A 24,431-nucleotide genomic window follows, 5' to 3' on the forward strand; every position below is an offset into this window, starting at 1 on the left:
TGGGGTGGGGGTCAGTGGGGGCGGACGGGGACGACGAGGGGGCCGTGGTCGCCGGGGATGACCCGGACCCGGGCGCGGTAGTGGGTGGCGAGCAGGTCCTCGGTGAGCACCTCGGTCGGCGGGCCGTCGGCGACGACCCGGCCGTCGGCGAGCAGCACCAGCACCAGGCGGTCGGCGTACTCGCCGGCGATGGAGAGGTCGTGCATGGTGGCGAGCACGGTCAGGCCGTGCTCGCGGCGGAGCTGGTCGACCAGCTCCAGCACCTCCTGCTGGTGGCCGATGTCCAGGGCGCTGGTCGGCTCGTCCAGCAGCAGCAGGGTGGCGCCCTGGGCGAGCGCCCGGGCCAGGAAGACGCGCTGCCGCTCCCCGCCGGAGAGGGTGGCCAGCTCCCGGCCGTGGAAGGCGGCCAGGTCCAGCCGGTCCAGCACCTCGTGCACGACGGCCAGGTCGGCGGCCGACTCCCGGCCCAGCGGCGGGATGTACGGGGTACGGCCGAGCAGCACGTAGTCGAGGACAGACATGCCGGCCGGCACCGCCGGGGACTGCGCCACGGTGGCCACCACCCGGGCGCGCTCGCGGGGGCGCATCGACCGCAGGGGCGTACCGGAGAGGGAGACGGCGGGCCCGGTGGCCAGCAGGCCGCCGACGGCGCGCAGCAGGGTCGACTTGCCGGCGCCGTTCGGGCCGATCACGGTGACCCACTCGCCGGTCGCCACGGTCAGGTCGACGCCGGCCAGGATAGCCGCCCCGCCCAGCGTGACGTGCAGGTCGCGGACCTCGATCGCGGCCGCGTCCACGCGGCTCTCCCCGGTCGCGACCGTCGGACGCACGGGTGTGGGCCCACTGCGCGCGCTCACGACAGCACCCGACGGGCCGTACGCAGCACCAGGACGAAGAACGGACCGCCGAGCAGCGCGGTGACCACGCCGATCGGGATCTCGGCCGGGGCGGCGGCGGTCCGGGCGACCACGTCGGTCAGCGCCAGGAACGCGCCGCCGAAGAGCATCGACAGCGGCAGGATGACCCGGTAGCTCGACCCGGCGAGCAGCCGTACGGTGTGCGGCACGATGATCCCGACGAAGCCGATCAGCCCGGAGGCGGAGACCGCCGCGGCGGTGCCGAGCGAGGCGGCGGCGATCAGCAGGTAGCGGGAGCGCTGCGGGTGCAGACCGAGGCTGGCAGCCTCGTCGTCGCCGAGGGAGAGCACGTCCAGTTCCCGACGGTGCAGCAGCACCACGACCGCGGTGAGCACGAAGTACGGCAGCACCAGCAGCACGTCGTGCCAGCCGGCCGTGGCGAGCCGGCCGAGCAGCCAGGCGTACACCTGCTGGATGCTGTCGGAGTGCCGTTGCAGCAGGTAGGTCTGCCCGGCGGAGAGGAACGCCGAGACGGCCACCCCGGCCAGGATCAGCGTCGCCGGGGACCGGCTGCGCCCACCGGCCGCCCCGAGCAGGTACGTCATGGCGACCGCGCCGAGCGAGCCGACGAAGGCGGCCAGCGGCACGGTCAGCGGCAGCCCGACCAGCGGGTCCATCGCCCCACCGAGCGCGATCACCGCGGTGACCGCCAGCCCCGCCCCGGCCGCCACACCCAGCAGGTACGGGTCGGCCAGCGGGTTGCGGAACACCCCCTGGTACGCCCCGCCGGCCAGGGCGAGCAGCCCGCCGACCAGCAGGCCGAGCACGACCCGGGGCAACCGGAGCTGGGTGACGATGGCGGTCTCGCCGGCGGTCAGCCCACTGTCGAGGTGCACGCCGGGCAGCAGGTTCAGCAGTTCGACGGCGACGCTGCCGGGCGGCAGGCTTACCGGGCCGAGGGACACCCCGGCGAGCAGGGCGACCAGCACCGCCAGCACGCCGGCGGCGAGCCACCGCTTGCGCAGCCCGGCCGGTCGGCCCGTACCACCGGCGACCGGTCGGAATCCGGAGCGGGCCGGCGACCGGCGGCCCGCCGTGGCGGCGGACCCGGCGTCGACCTTCGCGCCCTCGGACCGCTCGGACCGCTCGGACCGCTCGGACCGCTCGGACCGCTCGGACCGGTCGGACCGGTCGGACCGGTCGGACCGGTCGGGCGCGACGGGCGCGACGGGCGCGACGGGTGCCTCGGGCACGGCGGGCACCGCGGAAGCCGGGCCGGGCGCGTCAGGCGTGTCGGCAGCCGGGCCGGGTCCGGGCACACCGGCAGGCCGGGACGCGTCGGGCGTCCCGGCCGGCCGGGGTTCCGTGGGTCGCACCCTCACGGACGGCGGAGGGTCACGCGGGCACCTTGGCGACCGCGTCGACGATGGTGCGGAGCTGGTCGACCACGCGCGGGCCCCAGCGGGACGCGATGTCGTCGTCGAGGGTCACCACCTGGTTGTTCTTCACCGCGGTGACGTCGGCCCAGCCGGCGCGTGCCTTGACCGTCTCCGGGCTCTGCTGGCAGCACTTGGTGTCGGCGAGGAAGACGAAGTCGGGGTTCGCCTTGACGATGACCTCCTGGCTGAGCTGCGGGTAGCCGCCCGCCTTGCCGTCGGTGTCGGAGGCGTCGGCGATGTTCTCCAGGCCCGCGAGGGCGTAGATCGAGCCGATGAAGGTCTTGCTGGTGGCGGTGTACAGCTCCGGGCCCAGCTCGTGGTAGTAGGTCAGCTTCTTCGACCGCTGCGGCAGGTCCTTGACCAGCTTGGCGATGTCGTCCTTCATCCGCCGGTTGACGTCGGCCGCCTCGGCCGGGTGGCCGGTCAGCGCGCCCAGGTCGGTGATCTGCCGGTAGGAGTCCTCCAGCGTGGCCGCAGCCGGGGTGAGCAGCACCGGGATCTTCAGCGTGGTGAGCTGGTCGACGATCTTGTTGGTGTCGTTGGAGAGCACCACCAGGTCGGGCGTCTTCGCGGCGATCGCCTCGGCGTTCGGCTGGAAGCCGGAGAGGTCGCTCTTCGGCGCCTCGGGCGGGTGGTTGGAGTTGTCGTCGACGGCGGTGACCTGCTTACCGGCACCGATGGCGAAGAGCATCTCGGTCGCGGTCGGCGAGAGCGAGACGATCTTCTCCGGTCGCTTCTCCAACGTCAGCTTGCCGACGGTGACCGGGAAGGTGGCGGCCGCCGAGCTGCTGCCGGCGGCGGGGGTGTCGTTCGAGGTCTTCTCGGCGCAGGCGCCGAGGGTCAGCGCGGCCACCGCGAGGGTGGCGGCGAGCAGCCGGGGGGTACGGCGGGTCATGGTCCTCCTGTCGGTCGAGGAGTGTGGTGCTTCGCCGACAGGGACCGCGTGCAGGCCCGTCCGCGAGGCGCCCTTCCTCGAGAGCGCGTGTCGCGACCGGTCCGCAGGCGACCTGGCTCGTCCCCGCCGGGGCGGGGCATCACAGTTGCGGGACAGCGCCGGTTTCGCACCGGCTTCGCTGCGGGCTGATCGGTGTCACGGTAGCGCACGACCAGCGGAGATCGTCCGGACGGGAGGGTGGTGGGGCCCCGTCGGGGGCTCGGTACGGGGCCCCACCTCGGTTCACGAACTGGTGATGGTGACGTTGTCCACAGCCGCCTCGACCAGGCTGGCCCCGGAGGCGTCCGCCGCCTCGATGAGGATCCGCACCGACTGCCCGGCGTACGGGCTCAGGTCGAGGTTCGACACCGCCCAGGCGGCGTCCCGGTCGGTGGCGGCCCCGGCCTGGTTGAGCAGTGTGGTGGTGCCGCCGTTGTGGACCACGCTGACCCGCAGGTAGTCGGCCGACGACGCGTTGGACCCGTGCGCCAGGTACCAGGCCAGGGAGAGGGTGAGCGTCCCGGTCGAGGGCAGGGTCACTGCCGGGGACCGGGCACTGGTCGCCCCGCCGTCGATGTCGTGGTCGCCCGCCCCGGTGCCGGCGAGCCGACCGGTGACCAGGTCGTTGCTGCCCGCGTACGGGGTGAGCTGCTTGGCGCCGGAGGAGTTGGTCGCCTGGGCGGCGCCCCGCTCCCACGCCCCGGTGGTGGCGGTGTCCGTCCCGGCCGGGTTGGTGGTCCAGCCGGTGGCCGTCTCGAAGGTGTCCGACCAGACCGTGGTGCCGCCGCCACCGCCGCCGCAGTACTGGGACTGCTTGCCGATCACCCGGTACGGGCAGTCGGCGTACTCGGACAGCAGCAGGACCGCGTCCTTGTTGCGGGAGGTCTCCCGGGAGATGACCTCGTCGGGCGGGTAGAAGCCGCCGCCGGAGGCCGAGCCGGGGTACATCTCGAAGGTGTACGCCCAGATGCCGTGCGCTCCCCACATCCAGTCGATGCTGTCACCGTCGGTGATGTAGAGGTCGCTGGACTGCTGCGGGGTGTAGCCGTTGGTGTTCGCCATCTGCTGGCCCAGCGTGGCGAAGGTGTTGTACTGGTCGGCGCTCATCCCGGTGGTGGTGTTGCTGTAGGTGTAGCCGAACGGCCAGAGCACCAGCTGCGAGTAGGTGTGGAAGTCGATGTTGGCCTTGATCTGCTGCGTCCCGCCGACGACCCGGCTGTTGACGAAGTTGCGCAGCGCCTGGGTCTCCGGTGCGGAGAACGCGGACGGGCCGCGGTAGGTGTCCGACGAGGTGGAGCCGGACGAGCCGCCGCAGCAGCCCCACTGGTACGACCAGTTCCGGTTCAGGTCGGTGCCGACGTACGACGAGCCGCTGTTGGGCTGCCGGTTCTTCCGCCAGGAGCGGTACGAGCCGGTGGCGATGTCGTACTCGCTGCCGTCCGGGTTGACCGTCGGCACGATCCAGATCTCCCGGGAGTTGACGGCGTTGGTGACCCGGGAGTCGGTGCCGTAGCCGTCGGTGAAGAGGTTGAGCAGGTAGACCGCCATCTCGACGGTCAGGTGCTCGCGGGCGTGCTGCTGGGAGTTGAAGAGGATCTCCGGTTCGTTCTCGTCGGTGCCGACGTTGTCGGAGATCTTCACCGCCATCAGGTCGCGGCCCTCGTACGAGCTGCCGATGCTGATCTTCCGGGCGATCGACGGGTGGTCGGCGACCACCTTGTTCACCGCCGCGGTCAACTCGGCGTAGTTGTGGTAGTTGGAGTCGGCGGACGGGAAGTCGAGCGTGCCGACGTCGCCGTGGTCGTGCGGATCCGCGGTCGGCGTCGCCTCCTTCTCGAGCCGGAAGCCGAGCCGGGTGATCGCCGCCGCCTCGGCCCGGGTGGCCGAGATGTACAGCTTGCCGTGCTCGATGTAGTCGATGGCCGCGCCGGTGCGGGCGACGGCGTCGCGATCGGCGAGGGTACGCGGCCCGATCACCCGGTAGCCGACGGCGGCGGGTTCCGGGTCGGCGGCCGGTCGCGCGGCGACCGGTCCGGTGGTGACGGTGACGAGGCCGAGCCCGACGGCGACGGCCAGCGCCAGCCGGCGGCGGAGTGGGGACGTGCGGAGGGCCATGGACAACCTCCTCGGGGTACGGGGAGATCCCGTTGTCCGCACACTTCACCAGGACTCACATGGTCATATCAACATCCATCATTGCGTTGATCCATCTCAGCCTGATCCTCCTTTCGGCAATTATTTTCCATCGCTCGACATCTGGCGGAACTTCCCTCCAAGCGGGACAGTGAACGGCAACGATTCCTCACCTCGCGGAGTTGCCATGGCCAGCACGTCCCTGCGTACCGTCGCCCTGCTGGGCGTCGCCGCGCTCACCCTGCTCGGCACCGCCGTACCCGCCCAGGCCGACAACGGCCTGCCGGTGGTGGCGCACGACGAGCAGATCACCTTCCAGGAGTGGTCCCGCCACCCCGAGTGGCGTGGCGGCAGCCACCAGGGCACCCACGCCGTCCCCGGCCACCGCGCCGGCATCACCATCGGCCGTCCCGCCGGGACCACCGAGTTCACCGACGAGCACACCGGCGTCACCCGGACCTGGGAGTACGCCACCTGGACCTCCCCGGTCACCCGGATCGGCTTCGACGCCACCGAACTGGTCGCCTCCTGGAACGCCGACACCCCGGCCGGCACCTGGCTCCAGGTCGAACTCCAGGGCGCCTACAACACGGGCGCACACACCCCCTGGTACGTGCTGGGCCGCTGGGCCTCCGGCGACCAGGACGTCAAGCGGGCCACCCTCGACGGCCAGGGCGACCCCTGGTCCAGCGTCTGGACCGACACCTTCGCCATCGACGACGCGGCCGCCGGGGTGCTGCTGCGGTCGTACCAGCTCCGGCTGACCCTCTACCGCGCGCCCGGGCAGACGGCCTCGCCCCGGGTCCGGATGCTCGGCGCGATGAGTTCGAACGTGCCCGACCGGTTCACCGTCACCCCCAGCCGGGGCGGGATCGCCTGGGGCACCGAGCTGGCCGTGCCGGCCCGCTCCCAGATGATCCACCGGGGCAACTACCCCGAGTGGGGCGGCGGCGGCCAGGTCTGGTGCAGCCCGACCTCCACGACGATGGTGCTGGAGTACCACGGCCGGGGCCCGTCGGCCGAGGACCTGTCCTGGGTCACCCCCGGCTACACCGACCCGCAGGTCGCCCACGCCGCCCGGATGACCTGGGACCACGAGTACGAAGGCGCCGGCAACTGGCCGTTCAACACCGCGTACGCCGCCAGCTTCCCCGGCATCGACGCGCGGGTCACCCGGCTGCACTCCCTCGACGAGGTGGAACGCTTCATCAAGGCCGGGATCCCGGTCGTCACCTCGCAGTCCTTCCTCGCCGACGAACTGGACGGCTCGAACTACGGCACCGCCGGGCACCTGTTCGTGGTGGTCGGCTTCACCGCCGACGGGGACGTGATCGTCAACGACCCGGCGTCGTCGTCGAACGCCGAGGTGCGCAACGTCTACCAGCGCGAGCAGTTCGAGCAGGTCTGGCTGCGCACCAAGCGGTACCGGGCCAACGGCACGGTGGCCGGCGGCTCCGGCGGCATCGCGTACCTGATCAAGCCGGCCGACCGGCCGTGGCCGGTGGTCCCGGGCTCCACCAACTGGTAGCCGGCTCTCCGGCAACGGTCACGCCGGTCGTCGCGCGGCGACGACCGGCGTGGTCACGGCCGGTCGGTCGGATCGGTCGAGGGCCGGTCCGTCGACGGCTGGTCGGTCGAGGGCTGGTCGTCGCCGGCCAGGGCGGAGCGGAGCCGCTCCTTCTCCGCCCGGCGGCGCTCCGCCGCCGCGGCCATCTCCTCGGCCATCGCGTCCCGCCAGCCGCGCAGCAGGAAGAACGACGCCGCCGCGGAGAACGCCAGCGCCACCATCAGCTTCAGGAAGATGTTCATCTCGACCGGCAGGAGAGCCAGCAGGACGACGACGAACAGCCCGATCCGGCCCAGCGTGTACTTTGCCGCCGCGCTCACGTTCCCACTCCGATCTCCACGCCCCGAGGTGCCCCGGGCGGTTGGTTCAGCCCGTCCGCCGGGCCAGCCAGTGCACGCCCTGGAACCAGAGCAGCGCGTACAGCAGGGTGAAGGCGACCGCCGCCAGGCCGCCGGTGGCCAGCGGCGGCAGGCCGCCGACCAGGCCGGCCACCAGCAGGCCACCGACCACCGCGACCACACCGGCGACCAGCGCCGCCACCACCCGGGCCGCACCGAACTCCCAGGCGCGGAAGTCGTCCCAGAACAGCCAGGCGGGCAGGATGACCGCGAGCCAGCCGTTGGTACGACCGAACTCGCCGGCGCCGACCGTGGCGAAGCCCCAGTCGAAGAGCACCAGCGCCAGCATCCCGATCACCCAGCCGGCGAGGCTCACCCCGAGCAGGTCACCCAGGGTGAGGATGCGGCCATCGGCGTCCCGCCGGGGGAACCCGGCCCGCTGCTCGGTCATCGCGCCCGTCCGGTCATGGTCCTGTGAGGATACGGCCGGGCTCAGGCCCAGACCTGCTGCGGCTCGGCGCGGCGCTCCGCCAGCGACGGAGCCGCGTCGTACTCCTTGACGACCTCGTAGCGGGTGTTGCGCTCGACCGGACGGAAACCGGCGTCCCAGATCAGGTGCAGCAGGTCGTCCCGGTGCATCGTGTTCGGGGTGCCGTACGAGTCGGCGTCGTGGGTGATCTTGTATTCCACGACCGAGCCGTCCAGGTCGTCCACGCCGAAGTTCAGCGAGAGCTGGGCCACCGAGAGCCCGTGCATCACCCAGAAGCACTTCACGTGCGGCACGTTGTCGAAGAGCAGCCGGGAGACCGCGAAGGTCTTCAGCGACTCCGCCGGCGAGGCCATCGTCGTCCGCGCCTGGATCCGGTTACGGATCTTGCCGTCCGCCGAGTCGACGAAGTCGTGCTGGTAGCGCAGCGGGATGAAGACCGCGAAACCGCCGGTCTCGTCCTGGAGTTCACGCAGCCGCAGCACGTGGTCGACCCGGTGCCGGGGCTCCTCGATGTGGCCGTACAGCATGGTCGACGGCGTCTTCATGCCCTTGGCGTGGGCCAGCCGGTGGATCCGCGACCAGTCCTCCCAGTGGCAGGCGTGGTCGACGATGTGCTGCCGGACCTCCCAGTCGAAGATCTCCGCGCCACCGCCGGTCAGCGACTCCAGGCCGGCGTCCATCAGCTCGTCGAGGATCTCGTCCGCGCTCAGCCCGCTGATCTTCTCGAACCACTGCACCTCGGTCGCGGTGAACGCCTTGAGCTTGACCTTCGGCAGCGCCGCCTTCAGCTCGCTGAGCACCTTGGGGTAGTAGCGCCAGGGCAGCGTCGGGTGCAGGCCGTTGACGATGTGCAGCTCGGTGAGCTGCTCGTCCTCCATCTCCTTGGCCTTGCGGACCGCCTCGTCGATGCGCATCGTGTACGCGTCCTTCTCGCCCGGCTTGCGCTGGAACGAGCAGTACGCGCACGAGGCGGAACAGACGTTGGTCAGGTTCAGGTGCCGGTTGACGTTGAACATCACCCGGTCGCCGTTCAGCTCGGTACGGCGGTGGTGCGCCAGCCGCCCCAGCCAGGCCAGGTCGTCGCTGTCGTAGAGGGCGATCCCGTCGGAACGGGTCAGCCGCTCCCCGGCGTACACCTTCGCTTCGAGCTCACGCTTGAGTCCGGCGTCCATCGAAAGCCACGTCCCTTCCACCTGCGGTCCCGGTCGAGCCTACGTCGGCCCGGCGACGACCCGGCAGGACGGGCACCGGCAGCGACGTAGTTCACCGGACTCCCAGCCTTCCGTGACCCGCCTACACATCGACATCGTTGCCGGCGTGCGGTAAGACAGGGTGGGGCGGAACACACACTGGTACCGTCCCGTTCCGCCGCGCCCACCGTGCGCGGCACGGCAGGCCGGACGGGGAGCGGAATGGTCGACAGCGGGTACGGGCGACAGCAGCGACGACGCAGGAGCCCGGTGATCTCGCCGGTGCTGCGTCCCCGGCTCTGGTCCGCCCTGCTCGGCGCCGTCGCCGCGATGGCTCTCGCCACCCCCGTGTACGCCGAACCGCCGCTGCCGAACACCGTGCCGGACACCGGCTCGCGCCCGGTCGTCTCCGGCGGCCTCCAGCTGCCCGGCGGGATGCCCGGCCAACCCGCCGCCGGCCTGCCCGGCGGCACGCCCACCACGCTGCCGGTCGGCGGCGTCGCGGCGAGCCCGCTGCTGGCCCAGATCAGCGCCCTGGAGGTGCAGCTCGGCCAGCTCGGCGACCAGCTGCTCGGGCTCCGGCAGCAGCGCACCGACGCGCAGACGCAGCTCACCGCCGCCGAGCGGGAGCTGAGCCTGACCCGGGAGGCCCTGACCCGGGCCCAGCAGCGCGCCGACGCCGTGGCGGCGGACGCCGTCAAGGCCGCCGCCGCGCTGCCCCCCGGCGAGTTCGCCGAGGACCTGCACGGGCTCAGCGTGCTCCAGCGACTCTCGCGGGGCGAGCAGGCCGACGGGGCGACCACCGCCGCCGCCGGCGAGCTGACCCGCGCCCGGACGGCGGAGCAGGTCGCCACCCAGGCCGTCACCGCCGCCCAGGACCGGGTCCGCCGGGCCGGCGAGCAGTACACCGCGGTGGAGAAGGCTCGGCGGGACAACGAGCGCAAGCTGGTCAAGCTCCGGGCGGACAACCAGGCCCAGGTCATCGAGCTGGAGCGGCAGCAGGAGGCCGCCGAGCAGAAGCTGGGCGCCGCGTACGTCGAGGGGCAGAGCGCCACCGGCCTGATCGCCAGCCCGCAGGCCCTGGCCGCCGTCCGGTACGCGCTGGCGCAGCTCGGCGACCCGTACCTCTGGGCCGCCGAGGGGCCGAACCGGTTCGACTGCTCCGGCCTGATCTGGGCCGCGTACCGGTCGGCCGGCTACTACGACCTGCCCCGGGTCTCCCGCGACCAGTACTACGCCACCCGCTCCCGGACGGTGGACCGCAGCGCACTCCTCCCCGGCGACCTGCTCTTCTTCGCCTCCGGCAGCAGCTGGACGACGATCCACCACATGGGGATGTACATCGGCGGCGGCAAGATGGTGCAGGCCCCGCGTACCGGCGACGTCGTCAAGATCTCCACGGTGCGCTGGTCCGGCCTCTACGCGGCCACCCGGGTCGTCGGTGCGGTGCCCGCGCCGGCCACCCCGGCACCGAAGCCGACCACGCCGGCCCCGAAGCCGACCGGCTCGGCGTCGCCCAAGCCGACCACCCCGGCGCCGAAGCCCTCGCCGACCTCGACCAAGGCGCCGTCGCCGCAGCCGACCCGGCCGACCACGCCGCCGTCGGAGAGCCCGTCGCCGGAGCCGACCCCGTCGGAGTCGACGGCCCCGACCCCGTCCGAATCCGTCTCCGCGAGCCCGACGAGTTCCGTCTCGCCGAGCACCGCCGCCAGCAGCGCGCAGCCGAGCACCGCGCCGAGCAGCCTGGCCCCGGAGACCAGCACCTCGGCGTCGGCCTCCGCGAGCACCGGCTCCTGACCTGCGGCGGCCACGCCGACTCCCGCCCGGTACGCACTCCGGCTGTGCCGGCGGGGTGGAATGTGGCACCGTGACATCCAGGCACATCCGGTCCGAGCCACGGATCCGGGTGCGAGCGCGGCGCGGAGGGCGAGCATGGGCGAGCAAGAGGTTCCGGCGGAGACGGTCGACCGCGGATCCGTGCCCGAATCCGCCGCCGGCCGGGCCACCCTGCCGGCACCGTCCGCTGTCGACGCACCGGTACGCGACGACGCGGCCTCGGCGGCCCTGACCGGCCCGACCGGGGCCACCCCGGGGCTTCCCGCCGGCGCGCCGGCCCGCGCCCGGGCCAGCGTCGCCACCGCCACCGCCCCGCCGGAGGGAGCACTGCCGACGGCCACCGCCTCCGGCACCACCTACCGGGCCGGCTCGCCCGGCACCGCCGACGGCCACTCCCCGGCACGTCCCGCCCCGGCCGACGCCGGTCCGGGCGCGGCGTCCGGCAGCGCCCCGGCTGCCACGGGCGACGCGGTGGTGCCCGGGCAGCGCACCGCGACCGCGCGGGCCAGCGCCAGCGTGCCGGGGCCGAGCCGGATCTCGGCCGGGGACGCGGGGGCCGACGCGATCGCCCGGGCCGGGGGCGCGGCCACGGTCTACCGCTCCGCGCCGGTGAACCCGGAGCCGCCCGAGCCCGCCCAGCCCCCGGAGCCGGCCCAGCCGCCCACCCCGCCGACGCCCGAGCCGGAACCGGCCCCGGCACCGGAGCCGGTCCCCACGCCCGAGCCGGCTCCCACGCCCGTGCCGAGCCCACCGCCGACGCCCGGGCCCTTCCCCTCGCCGGTGCCACCGCTGCCCGGCCCGCCGCCGGGACCGCGCCCGTCGCCCCCGCCGGGGCCGGTGCCCCCCGTCCCCGGGCCGCCGGTGCCCCCGCCCGGGCCTGCGGTGCCGCCGCCTCCGCCGCCGCCGGGGCCGATGCCGGCGCCACCGTTCCCGCCGCCACCGGCAATGCCCGGCGCCACCGGCCCGGACCGGCCGTTCGGATCCGCCGGCGCGGTCGGGGTCGCCGGCACGGGTGGGCTCGCCGGCACGGCGCCGGCGGGTGGCCCGCTGGCCCGGGCCACCGCCCCGGTCTCCGCGCCACCCGGCAGCGCCGCGCCCATCTCCGCGCCACCCGGCAGCGCCACGCCCATCTCCTCGCCGCCGGGGATCGCCGCGCCGGTTTCCTCCCCGCCCATCTCGTCCGCGCCCGGGAGCGCCGCGCCGATCTCCTCTCCGCCAGCCGGTCTTCCGCCGCTCCCGAACCAGCCGGTCCGGGCAGCCGCGTCCGTCCCGGCTCCACCGGTCACCCCGCCGGTGTCGGCCCCGCCGGTCACCCCGCCCGTGTCGGCCCCGCCGACCACGGCCTTCCCGGTCGCCCGGCCCGTCTCCGCCCCGCCGGTCACGCCGCCGACCACGGCCTTCCCCCCGTCCGTGTCGGCACCGCCCGTCACGCCGCCGACCACGGCCTTCCCGGTCGCCCCGCCCGGCTCGGCCCGCGCCGCCGCGCCGGCCCCGCAGTGGGCAACGGGAGTGGGCAGCCCGTCCCCGGCCGCGCCGCCGGCCGGCGTCCCCGGCCGCCCCGGCACGCCGTACCGGGGCGGACCGGACCTGGCCAGCACCGCCTACGGCGGCACCGACGGGCCGGGCTTCGCCACCGTCTCCTTCCCGGCCAACAACCCGCTGGAGAACTCCGGGTCGCTGACCGGGCACATCCTGGCCCAGGGCTGGTCGGAGACGCCGGCGACGGAGAAGTCCCGCACCGCCCGGGTGGTGGTCGTCCTCGCCGCGTCCCTCGGTCTGCTGGTGGCGATCAGCGTGCTGGTCGTCCTGCTGGCCGGTGACGCCATGGACGGGCTGGTCGGCAACGTGCTCACGAAGTGAGCGGAGGCGGGACGTCCCGCCGGGCGGGGTGAGCCCGCCCACTACCCGATCGTGGCCGACTGGCGGTCTCCCCCGGTCGCCGTACACTGGTGAGGATCACTGACCTGGCGCGCGTGGTGCGCGCCCATGGGCGATCTTGCGGGCGATTCGGCGGCGTTGAGCCGCAGCGGGCCATCGCGAAGATGCGCCCCGCTCGAAGGGTATTTCTTGACCACCTCCGCTGACCCCGGCACCATTCCGTCCGTCCTCGACCTCCCGCTCGAGCACGCCGTGGACACCCCGGCCGCTCCGGCCGACGAGGCCGCCACGGCCGTCGAGACCACCCCTGCCGACGAGGCCGCTCCGGCCGTCGACGTCGACTTCGCCGACCTGGGGCTGCCCCGTCCGCTGGTCGACGCGCTCGCCCGGCAGGGCATCACCACCCCGTTCGAGATCCAGCGGGCCACGCTGCCCGACGCCCTGGCCGGCCGGGACGTGCTCGGCCGGGGCCAGACCGGCTCCGGCAAGACCCTCGCCTTCGGCCTGCCGATCATCGCCCGGCTCGCCGAGCGCAACCGGGCCCGGCCGCTGCACCCGCGAGCCCTGGTGCTGGTTCCCACCCGGGAACTCGCCATGCAGGTCAACGACGCCCTCATGCCGCTCGGCAAGGCCGTCGGGATCTTCCTCAAGACCGCCGTCGGCGGAGTGCCGTACGACCGGCAGATCGACGCGCTGCGGCGCGGCGTGGAGATCGTCGTGGCCACCCCGGGCCGGCTCGGCGACCTGATCGACCGGGGCGTCTGCGTCCTGGACGACGTCGAGGTCACCGTGCTCGACGAGGCCGACCAGATGGCCGACATGGGCTTCCTGCCCGAGGTGACCGAGCTGCTGGCGAAGACGCCGGCGGACGCCCAGCGGCTGCTCTTCTCGGCCACCCTGGACGGCGACGTGGACTCGCTTGTCAAGCGGTTCATGACCGACCCGGTGACCCATTCCACCGCGCCGTCGACCGCCTCGGTGTCCACCATGGACCACCACCTGCTGCTGATCCCGCCGCACGACAAGTTCGCGGTGGCGGCCTCGATCGCGGCCCGCTCCGGCCGGACGATGCTCTTCGCGCGTACCCAGCTCGGCGTCGACCGGTTGGTGGAGCAACTCGCCGCGGTGGGCGTCCGGGCCGGTGGGCTGCACGGCGGCAAGACCCAGCGGATGCGTACCAAGACCCTCGCCGAGTTCCGCGAGGGCCGGATGAACGTGCTGGTCGCCACCGACGTGGCGGCCCGCGGCATCCACGTCGACGGGGTCTCCCTGGTGCTGCACGTCGACCCGCCGAAGGACCCGAAGGACTACCTGCACCGCGCGGGTCGTACCGCCCGGGCCGGCGAGTCGGGCGCGGTGGCGACCCTGGTGCTGCCGAAGCAGCGCCGGACCACGCTGGCGATGATGGAGAAGGCCGGCGTCGAGCCGGAGCAGACCCGGGTCCGGGTCGGTGACCCGGCGCTGGCCGAGCTGACCGGCGCCCGCGAGCCGAGCGGCGTGCCGGTCCGCGACGAGCCGGAGCCGCGCCGCTCCGGTGGCCGCCGCTTCGGTGACCGGCCGACCGGCGAGCGCCGCTACGGCGACCGCGACGGCCGGGCCGGCTACGGCGAGCGGCGCTACGCCGACCGCCCGACCGGCGACCGGTCGTACGGTGACCGGTCCGAGCGCCGCTACGGCGATCGGCCGACCGGCGAGCGGACCTTCGCCGAGCGCGGCGACCGCGAGCGCGGCTACGGCGGCGAGCGGCGCTTCGGTGACCGCCCGACCGGCGACCGGGGCGAGCGCTTCGGTGACCGGGGCGACCGGCCGTCGGGCGGGCGCTCCTACGGCGACCGGCCGACCGGCGGGCGTTCCTACGCCGAGCGGGGCGACGCGCCGCAGGGCGAGCGCCGCTACGGCGACCGGCCGACCGGCGAGCGGAGCTTCGGCGACCGTCCGACCGGCGAGCGCCGCTACGGCGACCGGCCGGCCGGGGAGCGGAGCTTCGGCGAGCGTGGCTACGGCGACCGGCGTCACGACAGCCGGGGCGACCGGCCGGCCGGTGACCGTTCCTTCGGTGACCGGGGCCAGCGCGGCTTCGGTGACCGTCCGGCCGGGGAGCGGCGCTACGGCGATCACGCCCGGGGCGAGCAGCGTTTCGGCGAGCGGCCCCAGGGTGAGCGTCGCTTCGGCGGCGAGCAGCGCGGCGCCGACCGCCGGGGCGGGTTCCGCCCGGAGGGGCGGGGCCGCGACGACCGCCCGCGTGACGACCGGCGTGGCTTCGGCGGCCGGCCGGCGGCGCGTACCCACTGATCCATCCGACCACCCGGAACGCCGTCGCGGAGCCCACGCTCCCCGGCGGCGTTTCCGCATGCGCTGCCGGCGCGGGCGGGGTGGCGTAACGTCCGGACCATGCCGAGATCACTCTTCTGGAGCCGGACGGACGGCGCGGGCGCGGAGCACGTCGTGCTCGCCGACGGTCCGGGGCTCACCGCGCACGGCACGCTGCTCGCCGTAGACCCCGTCGCCTGCACCTGCCGCTATCGGCTGGCCGTCGACGCGGACGGGTCCACCTCCACCCTGGAGGTGGAGGCCGAGGGCGCCGGCTGGTCGCGGCGGGTCCGGCTGGAGCGGAGCGCGGACGGGTGGCGGGTGACCACCGGCGAGCAGGGTGACCTGGACGCGGTGCTGCGGGCCGCCGGGCACCCGCCGGCCGGCCTTGCCGGCACGGACGACCCGGACCGGCTGTACGACGCGGTCGACGTCGACCTGAGTGGTTCACCGCTGTTCAACGCGCTGCCGGTGCGCCGGCTGGGGCTGGCGGGCGCGGCGGCCAGCACCGAGCACCGGATCACCGTGGCCTGGGTGTTGGTGCCGAGCCTGGAGGTGATCGCCGCCGAGCAGGTCTACACCGCGCTCGGGCCGGGCCGGGTGGGCTTCGCCAGCGACACCTTCCGGGCGGAGCTGACGGTGGACGGCGACGGCTTCGTGACGCGGTATCCGGGCCTGGCCGAGCGAATCGACGCCGGCTGAGTCGCTCGACGCCCGTCCGTTCGGCGGAGGGCGGCGATGCGGGCCTGCCCCGGAACAGACGGCCCGCCGGTCGGTGACCGCCACCGGTCGGCCGAGCGCCCGCCCCGTCCGTCCCCGCCCGCCCTCGGCCGGACGACGCCCGCATGCACGGATGATCCGCCAATTGTCGCCGATCGTTTCATTGACCGGTGGAATGCGCGTGGAAGTTCCATCCACCAACGATTCCTGTCGCAATACCGACAGGTCCCGCCCGTGGGACTCGGATCCGATTCCGGAGTATGGTTCGCGTCAACAATTTCCGTGCCGCTCATTCACGTGAGCGTCGTGGACCCGCCGAAAGACGCCCGGCCGAAAACTCCGACCGGGCCGCGTAGAGGAGGGTACCGACTTGGCAGACCATTCCGGTGTGACCCAGATCCGGGTCAACCGCGCGACCCTGTGGATCGGGAGCGACGTCTACCAGCTCCGCACCATCGCTCGTGTGCGGTCCCTGGTCTCCGAGCCCGACCGGGCCGGGGTCACCCGTGCCATCGGCCGGACCGTCGCCTGGCTCGTCGGCTGGCTGGTGCTGCTCTGCTGCGCCGGGCAGGCCGACGCGCCGACGGGAGTCATCGTGTTCGCCTCGCTGATTCCGTTGGGGCTGGCGGTCCACAGTGGCTGGACGGCGTTCCGCATCGCCACCCGGGCAACCCAGTACGCCCTCGTGCTGGAGACCACCGGGGCGCCCAGCGCCGCGCTGGTGAGCACCGACGGCGCGATGATCGACCACCTGGTGGGCCTCATCGCCAACGCCATCGAGAATCCGCCGGCCCGGGAGATCGTGCAGAACATCGACAACCGCAAACTGGTCTTCGGCGACGAGATCAACATGAAGGGCGACGGTATTCAGATAGGAAAGGTGGTGCGCGGTGGGTGACCACTTCGACGGCGACCAGATAAACATGTACGGCGGGCAGGTGCAGATCGCGAAGATAGTCGGTCGGGACGCCGCCGAGGAACTGACCCGGCTGATTTCCGCACTTCAGGCGAACGGTTTCGTCGACGCCCGGGGAAACGTCGTCGACCCCGATGCCGCCGCCGCCCAGGTGAACCGGGAGAAAGGCCGGCTCACCAACCTGAGGCAGGCGGTGCGCAGGGGCCTCGGCCCGGTCGTGCGGGCGACGGCCGCCGGCACGGCCGCGCAGCTGATCGTGCGTTCGCTGGAGTGACGGCGCCGCTCAGGCCGGCCAGGCCCCGGTGCTGAGGAAACGCTCGACGGTGGCCAGGTGCGGGGCGAGGTCGAGCCCCTGCCCGGTCACCCACCCGTCGTCGTAGTACGTGGGGACGTAGCGGTCACCGGCGTCGCAGATCAGGGTGACCACCGAGCCGGTCCGCCCGGCGGCCAGCATCTCGGCGATCAGGCCGAACGCGCCCCACAGGTTCGTTCCGGTGGAGCCGCCGACGCGCCGGCCGAGGACGGCCGAGCCGGCGCGCATGGCGGCCAGCGAGGCGGCGTCGGGCACGGCGGTCATCCGGTCCACCACGGAGGGCAGGAAGGACGGCTCGACGCTGGGCCGGCCGATCCCCTCGATCCGGGAACCGCGACCGGTGCGCACGGACCAGTCGGCGGCCTGCCAGGCGGGGTAGAACGCCGAGTTCTCCGGGTCGACCACGCAGAGCTTGGTGGGCAGCCGGCGGTAGCGGGCGTACCGGCCGATGGTGGCGCTGGTGCCGCCGGTGCCGGCGCCCACCACGATCCAGGCCGGGATCGGATGCCGTTCGAGGGAGAGCTGCGCGTAGATCGACTCGGCGATGTTGTTGTTGCCCCGCCAGTCGGTGGCCCGCTCGGCGTAGGTGAACTGGTCCATGAAGTGCCCGCCGCTGTCCTCGGCGAGCCAGCGCGCCTCGACGACCACCTTGGCCGGGTCCTGGACGAGGTGGCAGCGCCCGCCCTGGAACTCGATCTGGGCGATCTTCTCCGGTGAGGTCGTCGCGGGCATCACGGCGACGAACGGCAGCCCGAGCATCCGGGCGAAGTACGCCTCGGATACGGCCGTCGAGCCCGAGGACGCCTCGATGATCGTGGTCTCCGGGCCGATCCAACCGTTGCAGAGCCCGTAGAGAAAGAGCGAGCGGGCCAGCCGGTGCTTCAGCGAGCCGGTGGGGTGCACCGACTCGTCCTTGAGGTACAGGTCGATCCCCCACTCCCGGGGCAGCGGGAACGGCAGCAGGTGGGTGTCGGCGGAGCGGTTCGCGTCCGCCTCGACCGTGGCGATCGCCTCGGTCACCCACGTCCGGCTGGCCTCGTCACACCGGTCGAGATGAGTCACGCCGGCAACGTTACAAGTGACGTCCGCTCGGGTCCGGCCCGACCCGGCGCCGCTGCCGGCGCTGCCCGGCCCGACCGGCGGCCCGGACCACCGGGGTCAGCGCGAGCGCCAGCCGGGGGAAGGTGTCCAGCAGCCGTACCTGGGCGCCGCGCCAGCGCGGCACGCTGACCACAGGGCGGGGGCGGCGGGCCAGCCGGACGGCCCGCGCGGCCACCCGCTCCGGCGTGAGCAGCGTCCCGGTGAAGGAGGCCAGGGCTCCGGGGTCGTCCAGCCGGTCGTGCAGCATCGGCGTCCAGATCCCGTCCGGGCACAGGCACGACACGTGTACGCCCCGGAGCCCGGCCATCCGCAGGTCGGCGAGGGTGCCGAGGCTGAACGCCAGCAGCGCGTGCTTGCTGGCCGCGTAGACGGTCTCGCCGGGCGCGGCGATCAGTCCGGCGAGCGAGACGACGTTGAGCACGTGCCCGCGCCCCTGGGCCCGCATCACGTCGAGGGCGGCGAGGGTGCCGTTCATCGCCCCGAGGGCGTTGACCTCGACCAGCCGGTGTCGGGTGGCCGCGTCGTGCGTCCAGGACGCGCCGGTCTCCAGGACGCCGGCGTTGTTGACCCAGAGGTCGAGCCCGCCCCGGCCGGCCGCCTCGGCGGCGACCTCGGCACAGGCCGCCTCGTCGCGTACGTCGAGGGCGCGGGACCAGCCGCCGAGCGGCCCGGCGGCGGTGGCGACCGCGTCGGCGTCCAGGTCGTTGAGGAGGACCGTCCACCCGTCGGCGTGCAGGGCGGCGGCGACGGCCCGGCCGAGCCCGCCCGCCGCCCCGGTCACCACGGCGGTACCGGCCGCCGGCGTCCTCATCGGCGCACCGTACCGCCCGCCGCGCTCGGGGCACCAGCCCCTCCGCCGGCGCTGCTCCGTTTGCGGCGTGTTGCGGTGTCAGCGGTCGCGGATGCCGCGACACGCCGCAAACGGAGCGATGGACCTGGTCAGGAGGCGGCGGGCTCGATCGGCTGGGGGCGGTTCTCCCACTTGGTCGACAGCGCGATGCCGGTGCGGGTGGAGGCCACGCCCGGGGTGCGGTTGAGCCGCACGATCAGCTGCTCCAGCTCGGCGATGGTGCCGACCCGCGCCTTGAGCAGGAACGACTCGACACCGGCCATGAAGTAGCAGGACTCGATCTCCGGCATCTGCCGGAACGCCTCCAGCACGTCGTCGGTGTCGGCGTTGGAGTCCTCGACGATGCCGATCAGCGCGGTCACCCCGAGCCCGATGGCCTCCGGCTCGACCTCCGCCCGGTACGCGCGGATGACCCCGCCGGATTCCAGCTTGCCGACCCGTTCGTGCACGGCCGGGGCGGAGAGTCCGACCTGTCGTGCCAGTTCGGCGTACGACAGGCGGGCGTTGCCGCGCAGCAGTTCGACGAGGCTCCGGTCGATGGCGTCCACGGAGTGTGACCCTAGCTGGCCGGGCGTAACGCCCGGCGCCCGGACTCCGTTGGACATGACAGCCCGTCACAGTTCGCAGACCATCGGTCAAGGGAGTCCAGCGCCGGTACCATTTACTAACTTCCCACTCAGTGCGTTTTTCGCGTTTGGCGGACACGCCAGGTCGCTGGTGCTGTAATTGCCATACGTCCCTCATGACGGCTCTGGGCTCGCACCGGCCGGGGGCAGTGTGTTCAGCCGGGGGCTTCGTCGACGCGAGGAGGGGGCTGTGGACACTGGAGATCGCCTGCTGACACCGGGTGAGGTCGCCGCGCTGTTTCGGGTGGACCCGAAGACTGTGACGCGTTGGGCGGCGGCCGGCCGGATAGGCAGCATCCGGACTCCAGGCGGGCATCGCCGGTTTCGGGAATCCGAGGTGCGGGCCCTGCTGGAAGGGGAGGGCATGTTGGACGAGGCGGAGGAGATGGGCAAGCCGCGCAACGTCGGCCCCGCCGCCTCGACCGGGCCGGGCCCGGCCAACGCCGGGATGTACTGAAGGGGTGCGATACGGGTACGCGGGCCGGCCGGGGAGGTCCGGTCCGCGTCCGTGGGGGCCCGCCGGCCCTCGTCGCGGGGACGCGCGACGGGTGAGGCTCAGGAGCGGTCCGCGTTGAGCTGCCCCGCCCAGCGCCGGAAGAGCGTGTGGGGCACCCCGAGGGCGTCGAGCACCTTGCCGGCCACGAAGTCGACCAACTGTTGCGCGGTGGCGGAGGCCCCGGCGCCGTAGAAGCCGGGACTGGCCGGGAGGACCACCGCACCGGCGTCGTGCAGGGCGATCAGGTGCTCCAGGTGGCTGCGGGTGACCGGGGTCTCCCGGGGCACCAGCACCACCGGCCGGCGCTCCTTCAGGTTGACCTCGGCGGCGCGCTGCAACAGGTCCTTGGAGAGCCCGATCGCGATGCCGGCGCAGGCCGCCGTGCTCGCCGGGACGACCGCCATTCCGCGTACCCGGTACGAGCCGCTGCTCGGCCCGGCCGCGATGTCACCGGCCGGCCAGTGCCGCACGTCGGCGCCGGTCAGGTCCCGGCCCAGCCAGGCGGCCAGGTCCTCGGCCCAGTGCCCGTCCCGGAACGGGCGGCCGGTCTCGTCGAGCACGGTCAGCCGGGCGGCCCGGGAGACGATCAGGTCCACCGGCTCACCGGCGTCGAGCAGCCCGTTGACGACGGCCGCGGCGTACGGGGTGCCGGACGCGCCGGAGACCCCGACCACCCATGGTTCACGCATACCGTCCAGCCTGCCTGGTCACCGTGGTGGGCCGACGGGCACCCCCCGTGTCGCCGAGCGCACCCCCGGTCGGCGTGGGCGGCGGGATTCTCGCCGAACTGGCATGCTGCCGTCGGCGATCCGCGCCGTACGGGAGGGATCGGGGCATGGTCGAAGAGGTCCTCTGGTCGCTCCGATCGGCCTGCCCGATTCCGCCCCGGCTCTCCCCGTACGCGGATCCGGTGCAGCAGTGGGTGCTGGACCGGCTGCCCCGGCTGGGACTGCCGCTGGACTCCGCCACCCGCCGCCGGTTGGAGCGGGCCGGCTTCGCCCGTTACGCGGGCCGGCTCTACCCGGACGCCGACGAGGCGGACCTGCGTACCCTGGCGACCCTCTTCACCTGGTTCTTCCTGGTCGACGACGCCTGCGACGGGCCGGGCCGGCTCGCCCCGGAGCAGATCCGGGCGCTGCGGGCCGGGGCGCTGACCCTGCTGCGGGAGGGGCCGCGGTGGCGGCACCCCGGGTTCGGCGGGCCGCTGCGCCGGCTGCTTGTCGAGGCGTGGCGGGAGCCGCGCCGCCGGATGACGGCCCGCTGGCGGTCGCGCTTCGCCGACGCGGTCGCCCACCACCTGGACGGGACGTGGCGGGAGGCGGTCGCCAAGGAGGCGGGACGGCCGCCGTCGGTGACCGAGTACGTGGAGCTGCGCCGGGCGACCTCGGCGGCGTACGTCTCGTACCCGCTGGTGGAGTTCGCGACCGGCCGGCCGCTGCCGGACGCGGTCTACCACCACCCGCTGCTGCGCCGGATCGGTGAGCTCGGCAACGACCTGCTCTCCTGGTACAACGACATCGCCTCGCTGGACCGGGACCTCGCCACCTCCGGCGGGCACAACCTGGTGCTGGCGGAGGCCGCCGAGCGGGGTGTGCCGCTGGAGACCGCCGTGGGCCTGGTGGCCGACCGGTGGCGGGAGACGATGGGGCGGTTCGTGGCGCTGCGCGCCGCGGTCCCGTCGTTCGGGCCGACCTGGGACGTGGCGGTCACCGCCCACCTCGACGGGGTCGCCAACGCGGTGCGCGGCACCGTCGACTGGACCCTGGAGAGCGCCCGCTACCCCGTCCCCGACACCACCTGACCCCCAGACCCGGCCGGCGGCCGTGCGGTTCCCGGCCGCACCACCGCCGACCTGGCTTGATCAACTCCGTTGCGCCGATGTTGCGGCATCCGACTTTCCGGAAACCGCCACATCGGCGACATGGAGTCGATCAAGCCAGCCCGCCGGCTGGCCCGGGGCCGGGACCGACGGCAGAGCTCAGGGGCGGAGCCCCAGGCGGACGATCAGGTCGAGCAGGGCGAACACGAACAGGGCGATGCCGACGAAGCCGTTGGCGGTGAAGAACGCCCGGTTGACCTTGCTCAGGTCGGTGGGGCTGACCACCACGTGCTGGTAGCCGAAGGCGACGGCGGTCAGCGCCAGGCCGATCCACCAGAGCCAACCGAAGCCGATCAGCGCGCCGAACCAGATGAAGAGCGCGAAGGTCACCACGTGCGCGACGGTCGAGGCGTGCAGCGCGAAACGCTTGCCGTACCGGGCCGGGACGCTGTGCACGCCGATCTCCCGGTCGACCTCGGCGTCCTGACAGGCGTAGATCAGGTCGAAGCCGCCGATCCAGAGGCCGACGGCCGCGCCGAGCAGCCAGGCCGGCCAGGAGCCGTCGAGGGTGCCGGTGACCGCGAGCCAGGCGCCGACCGGCCCGACCGCCTGGGCGACGGCGAGGATGGCGTGCGGCCAGTTGGTGAACCGCTTGCCGTACGGGTAGACGACCAGCGGCACCACGGCGAGCGGCGCCAGCGCCAGGCAGAGCGGGTTGAGCAGGGCGGCGGCGGCCAGGAAGACCACCAGGGCGACGGCCGCGCCGGTCCAGGCCGTCCGCACGCTCACCGCCCCGGTGACCAGTTCCCGGTTGGCGGTACGCGGGTTCCGCGCGTCGATCCGCCGGTCGAGGATCCGGTTGGCGGCCATCGCGAACGTCCGCGCCCCCACCATCGCCACGGTGATCAGCAGCAGGTCCCCCCACCGCACCCGCCCCCCGTCCACCCGCATCGCGACCAACGCCGACAGGTACGCGAACGGCAACGCGAACACGGAGTGCTCGATCGCCACCAACCTGAGGAACGCCTTGACCCTCTTGACCTTCCCCGGCGATCTTGCACTTTCGGTGCCGACATAAGTGGAGGAAGCAGGCAGGTCGGTGGCCGAAACTGCAAGATCGCGAGGATCCCGGGGGGTAGGCATCAGATGCCGTACTCCTTCCAGCGCTTGTCGACCAGGGAGACGACCTCGGGGGACATGTGCATCTCCTCGGGCCAGCCTCGGGTGTAGCCCTCGGTGGGGAGCTTGCGGGTGGCGTCGACGCCCGCCTTGCCACCCCAGAACTGCTGGTACGACGAGTGGTCGAGGTGGTCCACCGGCCCCTCGGTGAGCAGCAGGTCGCGGGCGTAGTCGACGTTTCCGAAGGCGCGGAAGGCGACCTCGTTGTAGTCGTGCACGTCGCAGTCGGAGTCGACGATCACGATCAGCTTGGTCAGCGACATCAGGTGCGCGCCCCAGATCGCGTTCATGACCTTCTGGGCGTGCTTCGGGTAGCGCTTGCGGATCGACACGATCGCGCAGTTGTGGAAGACGCCGGCGGCCGGCAGGTCGTAGTCGACGATGTCCGGGATCATCAGCTTGAGCAGCGGCTGGAAGATCCGCTCGGTGGCCTTGCCCAGGCCGTGGTCCTCCTGCGGCGGCTTGGAGGTGACGATCGAGTGGTAGACCGGGTTGCGCTGCGTGGTCATGGTCTCGACGTGCAGCACGGGGAACGGCTCGACCGGGGTGTAGAAGCCGGTGTGGTCGCCGAACGGCCCCTCGGGCAGCCGCTCGCTGGGCTCGAGGTACCCCTCCAGGACGATCTGCGCGTGCGCGGGGACCTGCAACGGCACGGTGAGGCAGTCGACCATCTCGACCCGCTCGCCACGCAGGAAGCCGGCGAACAGGTACTCGTCGATGTCGCCGGGCAGTGGCGCGGAGGCGGCGTAGCTGACGACCGGGTCGCAGCCGATCGCGATGGCGACCGGGAGCCGCTGGCCGAGCCGCTCGGCGACCGCGTGGTGGGCGGTCGAGTCCTTGTGGATCTGCCAGTGCATGCCGAGGGTGTTGCGGCTGTGCTGCTGGAGGCGGTACAGCCCGAGGTTGCGCTTGCCGGTCTCGGGGTGCTTGGTGTGGGTCAGCCCGTAGTTGTGGAAGACGCCGCCGTCGCCGGGCCAGACCTGGAGGCCGGGGAGCTTGTTGAGGTCGACGTCGTCGCCGGAGTAGACCACCTCCTGGCAGGGGGCGGTCTTGACCTTGCGCGGCGGCACGGACTTGAGCTGCATGACCTTGCCCAGGCCCTCGCGGATGCCGGACCATCCGACGGGCAGCTCGGGCTTGATCAGCGCGCCGATCCGGGCGCCGATCTCGTCCAGCGACTCGACGCCGAGCGCCATCGCCATCCGCTTCTCGGTGCCGAACAGGTTGATCGCGACCGGCATCTCGCCGCGGGTCGGGCGTTCGAAGAGCAGCGCCGGGCCGCCCGCGCGGACCGTCCGGGTGACCACCTCGCTGATCTCCAGCGTGGGGTCGACCGGGACGTTCACCCGCCGCAGCTCGCCCGCGCGCTCCAGCGCCGCGAGGAAGTCCTTGAGATCGGTGTACGGGAAGCCACGAGCCGCCATGCGGCCAGTCTCCCG

Annotated in this window: 22 protein-coding genes and 1 riboswitch; of the genes, 9 read left to right on the top strand and 13 right to left on the bottom strand. The window is 73.4% G+C overall.

Annotated features, from left to right (window positions below; genetic code table 11):
- Positions 1-11: 11 nt before the first annotated feature.
- From ACPFP2_RS17995 to ACPFP2_RS18010, 4 genes are all read right to left on the bottom strand, one after another.
- On the bottom strand, positions 12-782 hold the full coding sequence (locus ACPFP2_RS17995) for an ABC transporter ATP-binding protein (RefSeq protein ID WP_424090467.1): 771 nt from the start codon (positions 780-782) through the stop codon (positions 12-14).
- A 71-nt stretch (positions 783-853) separates the two neighbouring features.
- Positions 854-1,882: a FecCD family ABC transporter permease gene (locus ACPFP2_RS18000; RefSeq protein WP_424090468.1), complete on the bottom strand. Its 1,029-nt coding sequence runs from the start codon at positions 1,880-1,882 to the stop codon at positions 854-856.
- A 370-nt stretch (positions 1,883-2,252) separates the two neighbouring features.
- Positions 2,253-3,191: an ABC transporter substrate-binding protein gene (locus ACPFP2_RS18005; protein ID WP_424090331.1), complete on the bottom strand. Its 939-nt coding sequence runs from the start codon at positions 3,189-3,191 to the stop codon at positions 2,253-2,255.
- A 111-nt stretch (positions 3,192-3,302) separates the two neighbouring features.
- Positions 3,303-3,365, bottom strand: a riboswitch (cobalamin riboswitch).
- A 108-nt stretch (positions 3,366-3,473) separates the two neighbouring features.
- Complete coding sequence (locus ACPFP2_RS18010; RefSeq protein WP_424090332.1) at positions 3,474-5,345, bottom strand: M14 family zinc carboxypeptidase; 1,872 nt, start codon at positions 5,343-5,345, stop codon at positions 3,474-3,476.
- Between the two features lie 205 nt (positions 5,346-5,550).
- On the opposite strand from ACPFP2_RS18010, the gene ACPFP2_RS18015 reads away from it, so the two are divergent.
- Complete coding sequence (locus tag ACPFP2_RS18015) at positions 5,551-6,891, top strand: C39 family peptidase (protein WP_424090333.1); 1,341 nt, start codon at positions 5,551-5,553, stop codon at positions 6,889-6,891.
- A gap of 53 nt (positions 6,892-6,944) precedes the next feature.
- On the opposite strand, the gene ACPFP2_RS18020 is transcribed toward ACPFP2_RS18015, so the two are convergent.
- Genes ACPFP2_RS18020 through mqnE form a run of 3 tightly spaced genes read right to left on the bottom strand, consistent with a single transcriptional unit; the run spans position 6,945 to position 8,930 of the window.
- Positions 6,945-7,250, bottom strand: a complete 306-nt coding sequence (locus ACPFP2_RS18020; protein WP_424090334.1) for a DUF4229 domain-containing protein — start codon at positions 7,248-7,250, stop codon at positions 6,945-6,947.
- Between the two features lie 46 nt (positions 7,251-7,296).
- Complete coding sequence (locus ACPFP2_RS18025) at positions 7,297-7,719, bottom strand: hypothetical protein (RefSeq protein WP_424090335.1); 423 nt, start codon at positions 7,717-7,719, stop codon at positions 7,297-7,299.
- 41 nt (positions 7,720-7,760) lie between these two features.
- Positions 7,761-8,930, bottom strand: coding sequence for an aminofutalosine synthase MqnE (gene mqnE / locus ACPFP2_RS18030; protein WP_424090336.1), 1,170 nt, complete (start codon positions 8,928-8,930; stop codon positions 7,761-7,763).
- A gap of 240 nt (positions 8,931-9,170) precedes the next feature.
- Between mqnE and ACPFP2_RS18035 the strand changes: the two genes are divergently transcribed.
- The 6 genes from ACPFP2_RS18035 (at position 9,171) to ACPFP2_RS18060 (ending at position 16,882) form a co-directional block, all read left to right on the top strand.
- Entirely contained in the window at positions 9,171-10,745 is a 1,575-nt protein-coding gene (locus tag ACPFP2_RS18035) for an NlpC/P60 family protein (RefSeq protein WP_424090337.1), read from the top strand.
- Between the two features lie 135 nt (positions 10,746-10,880).
- Entirely contained in the window at positions 10,881-12,644 is a 1,764-nt protein-coding gene (locus ACPFP2_RS18040) for a hypothetical protein (protein WP_424090338.1), read from the top strand.
- A gap of 207 nt (positions 12,645-12,851) precedes the next feature.
- Positions 12,852-14,954: a DEAD/DEAH box helicase gene (locus tag ACPFP2_RS18045; protein ID WP_424090339.1), complete on the top strand. Its 2,103-nt coding sequence runs from the start codon at positions 12,852-12,854 to the stop codon at positions 14,952-14,954.
- A 99-nt stretch (positions 14,955-15,053) separates the two neighbouring features.
- Positions 15,054-15,674 carry a putative glycolipid-binding domain-containing protein gene (locus ACPFP2_RS18050; RefSeq protein ID WP_424090340.1) on the top strand — a complete coding sequence of 207 codons (621 nt, stop codon included), beginning with the start codon at positions 15,054-15,056 and terminating at the stop codon, positions 15,672-15,674.
- Between the two features lie 406 nt (positions 15,675-16,080).
- On the top strand, positions 16,081-16,590 hold the full coding sequence (locus tag ACPFP2_RS18055) for a DUF6232 family protein (RefSeq protein ID WP_424090341.1): 510 nt from the start codon (positions 16,081-16,083) through the stop codon (positions 16,588-16,590).
- Positions 16,583-16,882 carry a hypothetical protein gene (locus tag ACPFP2_RS18060; RefSeq protein WP_424090342.1) on the top strand — a complete coding sequence of 100 codons (300 nt, stop codon included), beginning with the start codon at positions 16,583-16,585 and terminating at the stop codon, positions 16,880-16,882. Before ACPFP2_RS18055 ends, ACPFP2_RS18060 begins: the two co-directional genes overlap by 8 nt.
- 9 nt (positions 16,883-16,891) lie before the next feature.
- On the opposite strand, the gene ACPFP2_RS18065 is transcribed toward ACPFP2_RS18060, so the two are convergent.
- From ACPFP2_RS18065 to ACPFP2_RS18075, 3 genes are all read right to left on the bottom strand, one after another.
- Positions 16,892-17,983, bottom strand: coding sequence for a PLP-dependent cysteine synthase family protein (locus tag ACPFP2_RS18065; RefSeq protein ID WP_424090343.1), 1,092 nt, complete (start codon positions 17,981-17,983; stop codon positions 16,892-16,894).
- A 10-nt stretch (positions 17,984-17,993) separates the two neighbouring features.
- The gene (locus ACPFP2_RS18070; protein ID WP_424090344.1) at positions 17,994-18,833 is read right to left on the bottom strand and encodes an SDR family NAD(P)-dependent oxidoreductase; all 840 of its coding nucleotides are present in this window, start codon (positions 18,831-18,833) and stop codon (positions 17,994-17,996) included.
- Positions 18,834-18,961: 128 nt separating this feature from the next.
- Positions 18,962-19,420 carry an Lrp/AsnC family transcriptional regulator gene (locus tag ACPFP2_RS18075; RefSeq protein ID WP_424090345.1) on the bottom strand — a complete coding sequence of 153 codons (459 nt, stop codon included), beginning with the start codon at positions 19,418-19,420 and terminating at the stop codon, positions 18,962-18,964.
- Between the two features lie 268 nt (positions 19,421-19,688).
- Between ACPFP2_RS18075 and ACPFP2_RS18080 the strand changes: the two genes are divergently transcribed.
- Positions 19,689-19,955 carry a BldC family transcriptional regulator gene (locus ACPFP2_RS18080; protein WP_088976967.1) on the top strand — a complete coding sequence of 89 codons (267 nt, stop codon included), beginning with the start codon at positions 19,689-19,691 and terminating at the stop codon, positions 19,953-19,955.
- A gap of 98 nt (positions 19,956-20,053) precedes the next feature.
- On the opposite strand, the gene ACPFP2_RS18085 is transcribed toward ACPFP2_RS18080, so the two are convergent.
- Positions 20,054-20,683: a UbiX family flavin prenyltransferase gene (locus ACPFP2_RS18085; RefSeq protein ID WP_424090346.1), complete on the bottom strand. Its 630-nt coding sequence runs from the start codon at positions 20,681-20,683 to the stop codon at positions 20,054-20,056.
- 146 nt (positions 20,684-20,829) lie between these two features.
- On the opposite strand from ACPFP2_RS18085, the gene ACPFP2_RS18090 reads away from it, so the two are divergent.
- Entirely contained in the window at positions 20,830-21,795 is a 966-nt protein-coding gene (locus tag ACPFP2_RS18090; protein ID WP_424090347.1) for a terpene synthase family protein, read from the top strand.
- Between the two features lie 177 nt (positions 21,796-21,972).
- Here the strand turns inward: ACPFP2_RS18090 and mqnP are convergent, their stop codons facing one another.
- Together mqnP and ACPFP2_RS18100 are read right to left on the bottom strand one after the other, a co-directional pair.
- The gene (gene mqnP / locus ACPFP2_RS18095; protein WP_424090348.1) at positions 21,973-22,956 is read right to left on the bottom strand and encodes a menaquinone biosynthesis prenyltransferase MqnP; all 984 of its coding nucleotides are present in this window, start codon (positions 22,954-22,956) and stop codon (positions 21,973-21,975) included.
- Entirely contained in the window at positions 22,956-24,416 is a 1,461-nt protein-coding gene (locus ACPFP2_RS18100) for a menaquinone biosynthesis decarboxylase (RefSeq protein ID WP_424090349.1), read from the bottom strand. The genes mqnP and ACPFP2_RS18100 overlap by 1 nt, the downstream gene beginning before the upstream one ends.
- Positions 24,417-24,431 lie beyond the last annotated feature (15 nt).

The organism is Micromonospora citrea (assembly GCF_049629545.1).
GTDB lineage: Bacteria > Actinomycetota > Actinomycetes > Mycobacteriales > Micromonosporaceae > Micromonospora > Micromonospora citrea_A.